The 8,466-nt window shown below is 73.5% G+C and carries 6 protein-coding genes; 5 read left to right on the top strand and 1 reads right to left on the bottom strand.

Annotated elements, in window-relative coordinates; genetic code table 11:
* The first annotated feature begins 117 nt into the window (after positions 1 to 117).
* From ACLJQE_RS33680 to ACLJQE_RS33670, 3 genes are all read left to right on the top strand, one after another.
* Positions 118 to 4,404, top strand: a complete 4,287-nt coding sequence (locus ACLJQE_RS33680) for an Hsp70 family protein (protein WP_410643574.1) — start codon at positions 118 to 120, stop codon at positions 4,402 to 4,404.
* A 51-nt stretch (positions 4,405 to 4,455) separates the two neighbouring features.
* Positions 4,456 to 4,827 (top strand): MerR family transcriptional regulator, encoded by a 372-nt coding sequence (locus ACLJQE_RS33675; protein ID WP_410643573.1) that lies wholly within the window; start codon positions 4,456 to 4,458, stop codon positions 4,825 to 4,827.
* Positions 4,828 to 4,925: 98 nt separating this feature from the next.
* Complete coding sequence (locus ACLJQE_RS33670) at positions 4,926 to 5,849, top strand: NADP-dependent oxidoreductase (RefSeq protein ID WP_410643572.1); 924 nt, start codon at positions 4,926 to 4,928, stop codon at positions 5,847 to 5,849.
* 25 nt (positions 5,850 to 5,874) lie between these two features.
* On the opposite strand, the gene ACLJQE_RS33665 is transcribed toward ACLJQE_RS33670, so the two are convergent.
* Complete coding sequence (locus ACLJQE_RS33665) at positions 5,875 to 6,372, bottom strand: MarR family winged helix-turn-helix transcriptional regulator (RefSeq protein ID WP_410643571.1); 498 nt, start codon at positions 6,370 to 6,372, stop codon at positions 5,875 to 5,877.
* A gap of 121 nt (positions 6,373 to 6,493) precedes the next feature.
* Here ACLJQE_RS33665 and ACLJQE_RS33660 point away from each other — a divergent pair, with 121 nt between their 5' ends.
* Positions 6,494 to 7,438, top strand: a complete 945-nt coding sequence (locus ACLJQE_RS33660) for an NADP-dependent oxidoreductase (RefSeq protein ID WP_410643570.1) — start codon at positions 6,494 to 6,496, stop codon at positions 7,436 to 7,438.
* A 47-nt stretch (positions 7,439 to 7,485) separates the two neighbouring features.
* Complete coding sequence (locus ACLJQE_RS33655; protein WP_410643569.1) at positions 7,486 to 8,433, top strand: NmrA/HSCARG family protein; 948 nt, start codon at positions 7,486 to 7,488, stop codon at positions 8,431 to 8,433.
* The last annotated feature ends 33 nt before the right edge of the window (positions 8,434 to 8,466 follow it).

Here is an 8,466-nt window from a genome sequence, read left to right as displayed (position 1 = left end):
CGAACCGGTCGGACTGACCCTGACCGTGAACCTGCTCCGCGAACTGGTGCTCTCCACCACCCTGGTACCGATGGACCTCGAATGGCTCGAACTCACCGAACCACCACTCTTCCCCGGATGAAGGCGGACGGCGTTTCCCCGCTGCGCGACCTGCTCGGCGGCGGCCCGGCGAGACGGCTGGCGCGCGCCACGGCCCGGCTCGTCGCGGGTTTTCCCGAACCACCCGCCGGTGCGCCGTCCGACCGGGCGATCCACGCCTACGGCACCGCCTTGCGGCTGGCGTTGCGCGTGGACACCGCGCAGGCCGAGCAGCTCTTCCTGCGGTACGACCACCGGATCCCGGCGGAGCGCTACCCGCTGACCGCGGCCGACGAGCACCGGCTCACCGGCGCGGATCGCCCCGCGGCGACGGTCGTGTTCGAGGTGGCGACGCGGCTGGGCCTGCCCCGGGCCCAACGCCGCGGGCGGGACCGGCTGGCCGAACTGCTCACCGGCGCCGCATCGATCGTGCGGGCCTTCGATCGGTGGCGGGCACTGGGCGTGCTCGACCGCGACGTCGTGACGCGGGTCCTGCGCGGCCACACGTTCCGGGACTTCGCCGAGGACGAGCCACTGTGGCGCCGGTTCTTCGAGCAGCTGCCGCCGGAGCTGGTGCCGGAGCTGTTCGAGGTCCGGCGGTTCCTCGGGCACGGCGCGGCCGCCGTCCGGCTGGCCGGTACCCGGGAGCAGGAACGGCAGGCCGTGGCCGTCTGCCTGGCCAGCGCGGAGATCGACGACGTGGCCGCCGGGCTCGCCCTGGCACGGGAACGAGGCGACGCCGTCACGGCCCTGTGCGGGCGGCTGGCCGACCTGCTGTCCGGCGCCGGCCGGTACGCGGAAGCGCTCGGCCTGTTCGCCGAGGCACTGGTGACGTGCCCGCCCGGGCCGGACGAACGGATCGACGGGCTAGTGGACCGCTTCGTGGCCGGAGTCCACCGGCTGATCGAGGAAGAGGACTTCGCCGAGGCCGCCCGGCACCTGCAGCAGGTCCTCGACCACGGCGAGCACGCCGGGCACCGGGCGGCGCTGGCCGACCTGCGGGCCACGCTCCTCGGCGTGACGCGCCGGCACTTCGGCGAGCGCCTGCGCCACGGCGGCGACCGGCGGGAGGTCCTCCGGGCGTGGAGCCGCGTCGAGGAGGCGGCGGGGGAGCACGCCCTGGCGGCCGCCAGAGCCGAGGACGGCGGCGACTTCTTCCGCGCCCACCAGCTGTTCCGGCGGGACGGCCGGTTCGGCGAGGCGGTCCGGGTGCTGCGGGACGACGACACGCCGGCCGCACTCGCCGCCCGCGCCGAGGCGTGTGAGGCCGGGGGTGACGCGGCCGGCGCGGCCGCGCTGTACGACCGCGTCGGGCAGCTGGAGCGGGCCGTCCCGCTGTACCTGGCGGCCGGCTGGTTCGCCGCCGCGGCGGACTGCCTCGTGCGCCGGCTCGGCGACGCCGCGGCCGACGACGTCCGGCTGGCCGAGTGCCTGCGCAAGACCGGTGACCACGACGAACTCGTGCGGCGCTGCCTCACGGCGGTCGAGGCACGCGGCACCGAGTCTCCGGCCGCGGACGTGCTGCGCGGGCTCGTCGGCGACGGCCTGGTGCCGCCGGACCTGACCACGCGCGTCACCGAGGCGCTCGACGCGCTGGGCGCGCGGGAACGCGCCCGGTTCGAGGAGCGCGCGCAGGTCTGGGTCGCCGAGGCTCGTGCCGAAGTCGACGCACGGTACAGCGGCATCTGGGGGTTCGACCTCGGCACCACGACCTGCGCCGCGGCCGTCTACGACACCCGGACGCGGCAACCGGTGTTCTGCCCGTGGAAGGGCGAGATGCACTTCGCCTCGACGGTGAGCCTCGACCGGGACGGCAACGAGCTGGTCGGCCTGCACGGCGAGGAAACACTCGTGCCGTGGCTGGTCGGCCACATCGACGCCGCCAAGCGGAAGATGGGCCGCAGCACGGTTTTCAAGGTCCGTGACCGCACCTTCCGCCCGGAGGAGGTTGCCGCCCGCCTCGTCCGGCACGCCCGTGGCCTGGTCGAGACCTTCCTGGCGGGCCGGGTGCGGGAGCGGGTCGCGGAGCTGGCCGCCGTCGAACTCGCTGGCGTGCGGCCGGAGTGGCTGTCGTGGGCCGAGCAGCACCACGACCTGCGGCTGCCGCGGCCGCGGGTGGTCGTGACCATCCCGGCCTACTTCACCAACAACCAGAAAGCCGCCACGCGGGCGGCCTGCCGCATCGCCGGGGTCGACCTCGTCCGGCTGATCCACGAGCCGACGGCCGCGTGCGTCACCGCCGCGCGCGAACGGCGGCTCGGCGGCGCGATCGCCGTGGTCGACCTCGGCGCGGGAACGCTGGACCTGAGCCTGCTGGACGTCGGCGAGAACGTCTACGACGTGCGGGAGGTGGGCGGGGACAGCCGCTTCGGCGGGAAGGACTTCGACGCCGCGATCACCACGGCACTGGCGGGCCGCTTGGAACGGCTCGGCGTTCCGGTGGCCGTGAGCGGTTCGATGCGGCGGCGCCTGGCGATCGCCGCGGAGCGCCTGAAGGTCGAGCTGTCCGCGCGGGAGCACGCCGAGTGCGAACTGCGTGGCCTCGGCGAGGGGGACGTCCGCCTGGAGCTGACCCGCGCCGAGCTGGCCGGCATCCTGGCCGGGCAGCTGGCGCACCTGCACGAGGTCTGCGCCGGGTTCAGCTCGTCGGTCGCCACCCGCCCGGAGTACCTGGTGCTGGTCGGCCGCCCGATGTTTTCCCCGATGGTGCGGGAAACGGTGGAACGGGCGTTCGGGTTGCGCCGGACCGTGGTGTCCGATCCGCGGACCGCGGTGGCCGGTGGCGCCGCGCTCCTCGGCGCGATGCGCGACGGATCCCTGGACGACATCGTGCTGCTCGACGTGACGCCGCTGTCGCTGGGGATCCGGGTGCGCGACGAACACGACCGCGAGCGCCTGTCGGAACTCGTGCCGCGCAACACGACCATCCCGGTGACGCGCTCGGACGTGTTCACCACGCACGACGACAACCAGTCCGTGGTGCGCATCGAGATCTTCAACGGTGGTCTCGACCGGGAGGCCAAGATCGGCCAGTTCCAGCTGGCCGGGATCCCGCCCGCCGAGAAGGGCGTGCCCCAGATCGACGTCACCTTCGAGATCGACGCCAGCTGCGTGCTTTCGGTGACCGCGCGGGACCGGGCCACGGGCCGGGCCGGCTCGATCCGGATCGCCGACACCACCCTGCTCTCGCCGAAGGAGATCGCCGAACTGACCCGCAGTTACGACCGGCAGCGGGAAATCGAACAGCAGCATGAAGAGCTCGCCTGCCTCCGCGATCGGCTGAGAGCGCTGGCGGCGTCCACAATGGACGATGACAGCGACGCGGCGTGGCAGGAGTTCCGGCACCGCCAGGGCAGTCACGTCCCGGTGTCCGGCGCCGACGACGCCGACACCCGGCTGCTGGTCGAGATGTTCGGCCAGGCCGGCCAGGCCGAACTGGACCTGCGCCTCGCGCGGGAGTGGGTGCGCGAAGCCGCCGTCGCCGCGCTGAACCACGTCGACCGGCCCGGCGGCGCGCTCGACGCCGACTTCGCCGAAACCACGCGGCTGACCGGCGAGCTGACCACCCGGATCACGGGGTTGCGGGACCTGACGAGGAAGATCGCGCGGTGGAACGCGGTGCTGGTGCGGCTGGCGCTGGCCGAGCCCGACCCGCTGCGCCGGTTCCGCACCCACTACGCGGCCGGCGACTACCGGCAGGCACTGGCGGCACTCGACGCACCGCCGTCCGCCGCCGACGACCGCCGCCGGTACGCCCGCTGCCTCGCCGAGACCGGGGACGCCGACGGGTACCGGGAGTTCCGCCGGGCCGAGCCGGGCCCGCCCGGAGACCCGGCGTCCGCGCTGGTCCGGGTCCAGGCCGGAGCGGAATCCCGCGCCGGATTCCTGCTCTCGGACCGGGTCGTGGTGACCGGCGGGACGAAGTTCGCCGCGGACACCGTCGTCACCACCGGACAGGGCACCCGGAGCGTGACCCGGATCCACCTGCCGGACTCGCCGGAGCACGACGTGGCCGTGCTCCGGCTGGCCGAGCCGGTCGAAGCCGACCCGCTGCCGCTGGGGTATCCCGCACTGGCGCGGGTCGGTGACCTGCTGCGGACTCCGGACGGCGGCACCGGCCTGGTCGACCGGTTCGGCACGGCGGCCGGTGCCCGGCTGTTCCACGTCGGGCTGCGGGTCCCGGCGGCCGGCGTGGGCGGGCCGGTGCTGGACGAACTCGGCGAGGTGGTCGGCGTCGTGGTGGCCACCGAGGCCGGTGGGGCGCGCGTGCTCGGCATCGACGCCCTCGGCTCCCTCCTGGCGGAGGCGGGCCTGGACCGGCCATGAGCCACGCCGGACCCGGCGAGCACCCGGTCATCCGGGCGTAGCTTCTAAGACATGAGGATCGGCGAGTTGTCCCGGCGCACCGGCGTGAGCCCGCGCTCCCTGCGGTACTACGAAGCGCAGGGCCTGTTGACCAGCACCCGCTCCGGCGCCGGGCAGCGGCACTACTCCGACGCCGAGGTCCAGCGGGTGGCGCTCATCCGGCAGCTGTTCGAGGCGGGCTTGTCCAGCCGGGTGATCGCGATGGTGCTGCCGTGCGTCGAGACCCCCGGCGACCTGGGCGTCGTCGAGTTCGCGTTCGCGACGATGCAGCGCGAGCGCGACCGGATCGACGCGGAGATCGCGCACCTGACCGAGACCCGGGACGCGCTCGACGGGCTGCTCGGCGTCAACAGCAGGCACCGGGCGAAGCTGGCTGACGTGTGACCCGCGCCTCAGCCGGTTGCCCCTGACACCGGTGTCAGCGGTCAGGATGGCCGCAGGGCCCGGAACCACCGGGCCGGTCACCCGGAAAGGCGCGGAAAATGGGGCAGGCATGGGGTTTCGGCAGGCACGGCGGGCCGGAAGTGCAGGAGTTCTTCGACCGTCCCGATCCCGTTCCCGGTCGTGGTGAGGTGCTGATCCGGGTCGACGTCGCCGGGGTGAACCCGCTCGACCACCTGGTGCGCGCGGGTCTGGTCCCCGGGCTCGACGGCGGGCGGCCGTTCCCGCGCGTGCTGGGCATGGAAGCGGCGGGAACCGTGCTCGCCCGGGGTGCGGACGTCGACGGGCTAGAGGTGGGGGACGCGGTCTTCGGCTTCGCGCTCACCGGCGGCGGCACCTACGCCGAGACGACGGTGCTGTCCGCGCCGAACACCGCCCGCGTCCCGGCGGGGCTGCCGGTCACCGTGGCGGCAACGCTGCCGGTGGCCGGGACGACCGCGGTGGACGCGCTCGACCAGCTCGGCCTGCCGTCCGGCGCCACGATCCTGGTCAACGGCGTCGGGGGAGGGGTCGGCCTCGCGGTCGCCCGGCTGGCCGCGGCGCGCGGGCTGCACGTGGCCGGCACCGGCAGCGCCGCCAAACGTGCGCCGGCCGAGGCCGTCGGGGTGCGCTTCGTCGACTACACCACCGACGACGTCGTCACCGCCGCCCGTGAGCTGGCTCCCGGCGGCTTCGACGGGATCGTCGACCTGGTCGGCGGCCCCTCGCTGCGGGCGGTCGCCCCGCTGGCGCGGGACCCCCGGAACGTCATCGCCGTGGGCGACCAGTCCGTGCCCGGCATCGGCGGCCGGTTCGTGGAGCGCCGCCTCGACCGCGAGAACCTGGAGCGCGCCGCCCGGCTGGCGCTCGACGGAGTCCTCGCACCGGCGATCACGGCGGTCCACCCGTTGCCCGACGCCCCGGCCGCCCTCGCCACCGTCGAAAACGGGCACACCGCGGGCAAGGTCGTCATCAAGGTGACCTGAGCTGCACCGGCAGGCCGGCGAGGAGTCAGGCTTTGCGGCGGCGGGGCGCGGCCGAGCGGGGCGGCGTCGAGCGCATGTGGTCGCGCACCGGGGCCAGCAGGCCGGCGAGGGCCTGCACGTCGTCGCGCGACAGCGGTTCGAACAGCAGACCGCTGACCACCTCGATGTGTCCGGGCAGCACCTGGGCCAGCAGGGCCCGGCCGGCATCGGTGATGGTGACCGTGACGCTCCGCTCGTCGTCCGGTGAAGGCGTTCGGACGACCAGGCCGGCCTTTTCGAGCAGGCCGGCCTGGTAGGTCAGGCCGCTGCGGCTGTAGACGACGCCGTCGGCGAGGTCGGTCATGCGGTGGCTGCCCGTCGGGGCGTCCCCGAGGCGGGCCAGCAGCTGGAACTGCACGTAGCTGAGGTCGCCGACCTCGCGCAGCTGCTGCTCGACCGCGTGCCGGAGCAGGCTGGTCACCTCGATGAGGTCGAAGTAGGCGCCGAGCTGCACGGGATCGAGCGACGGCGGCGAATCAGGCATGCCTCCCAGTGTACTGCTTCGAATTCGAAGAGTGTGCTGCACGTCACTTGCTTCAAATTCAAAGTAAGTCTACTGTTCGTCTCAGTTGCTTCGAACTCGAAGCAAGAACAGGAGAGTTCCGATGAAGGCAGTGCGCTTCCACGAGTACGGCGGCCCCGAGGTCCTGCGCCACGAAGACGTCGACCTGCCGGTCCCGGCGGCCGGGCAGGTCCGGGTCCGGGTGGCCGCGACGTCGTTCAACTCCGTCGACGGCAACATCCGCGGCGGTTTCATGCAGGGCCCCATCCCGGTGGAGCTGCCCCACACGCCCGGCCTCGACGTCGCCGGCACGGTCGACGCACTCGGCGAGGGAGTGGACGGCTTCGCGGTCGGTGACCAGGTCGTCGGCTTCCTGCCGATGGACAAACCCGGCGCCGCCGCGGAGTACGTCCTCGCTCCCGCCGAGATCCTGGTGGCGGCCCCGAAGAGCCTCCCGCTCGCCGACGCCGCCGCGTTGCCGCTGGTGGGTCTCACCGCGTACCAAGCGTTGTTCGACCACGGGAAACTGGCCGCCGGGCAGCGCGTGCTGATCAACGGCGCCGGCGGCGCGGTCGGCGGTTACGCCGTGCAGCTGGCGCACCACGCGGGTGCCCACGTCATCGCCACGGCGAGCCCGCGCAGCGGTGACGCGGTCAAGGCGGCCGGTGCGGACGAGGTCATCGACCACACCACCACCGCGGTGACCGACGCCGTGACCGAACCCGTCGATCTGGCGCTCAACCTCGCACCGGTCGACCCGGCCGGGCTGGCCGCACTGGTCACCCTGGTCCGCCCCGGCGGAGCCCTCGTCAACACCACCGTGTGGATGCCCGCCCCCGGCGACGAAGAGCGGGGCGTGCGTGGCATCGACCTGTTCGTCCGCAGCGACGCCGGCCGGCTCGCGAAGCTGGTCGCACAGGTCGACCGCGGCGAACTGCGCGTCGACGTCGCGGAGCGGGTGCCGCTGGCCGAACTGGCGGCACTGCACGCCCGCGCCGCCGGAGGTGCGGTGCACGGCAAAGCCGTCGTCGTCCCCGCCACCGCCTGACCGAGCCTCGGTTCCGAAGCCGATCGATCTGCCACGAAGGAGTTCTCATGAGCGACAAGAAGATCATCACGGTGCTGGGTGCGACGGGCGCTCAGGGAGGAGGTCTCGTCCGGGCCGTTTTGGCCGATCCCGGCGGTCCGTTCGCCGTACGGGCGGTCACCAGGAACGCAGGCTCGGCGAAGGCCCGTGCGCTGGCCGAGCGCGGCGCCGAGGTGGTGGCGGCGACCCTGGACGACGAGGAGTCCCTGCGCAAGGCGTTCGAGGGCGCGCACGGCGCCTTCGTGGTGACCAGCTTCTGGGAGTCCATGTCCGCCGACGTCGAACTGGCACAGGCCGCGACCGCCGCCCGGGCCGCGAAGGCGGCCGGGGTCGCCCACGTCGTCTGGTCGACCCTGGAAGACACCCGCGAGGTCCTTCCCGTGTCCGACCCGCGGGTTCCGGTGCTGCAGGGCCGCTACACGGTTCCGCACTTCGACGCCAAGGCCGAGGCGGACGCGTTCTTCCGCGACTCGGGTGTGCCGACGACCTACCTGCGGAGCACCTTCTACTGGGAAGGATTCACCCAGGGCACCGGGCCGGCGCGGGGCGAGGACGGCCGGCTCGTGCTCACCTTGCCGATCGGTGAAGCCCAGCTGCCGGGCATCGCGGCGGAGGACATCGGCCGCACCGCCCACGGAGTGTTCGCCGCCGGTGACGAGTACGTGGGCAAGACCGTGAGCATCGCGGGTGAACACCTGACCGGCGCCCAGTACGCCGCCGCGTTCGCCGGCGCACTGGGCGAACCGGTCGAGTACCGGCCGCTCACGCACGAGCAGTTCCGCTCGCTCGGACTGCCCGCGGGTGCCGAGTTCGGCAACATGTTCCAGTTCTACGTCGAAGGCGAGCGCGGCTTCGTCGGTGCCCGCGATCTCGACCTGGTCCGGTCGCTCAACCCGCGCCTGCAACCGTTTCGCAGCTGGCTGAACGAGCACATCGAGGCGGTCAGGCCGGCCTGACCGCCGTCGCCGAGCCGGCGACGGCGTCGGGCG

The sequence above is a fragment of the Amycolatopsis sp. lyj-346 genome, assembly GCF_046548975.1.
In the GTDB taxonomy this organism is placed as follows: domain Bacteria; phylum Actinomycetota; class Actinomycetes; order Mycobacteriales; family Pseudonocardiaceae; genus Amycolatopsis.
Note: the sequence above shows the minus strand (reverse complement) of the source record. Positions and strands in the feature narration are given on the sequence as shown.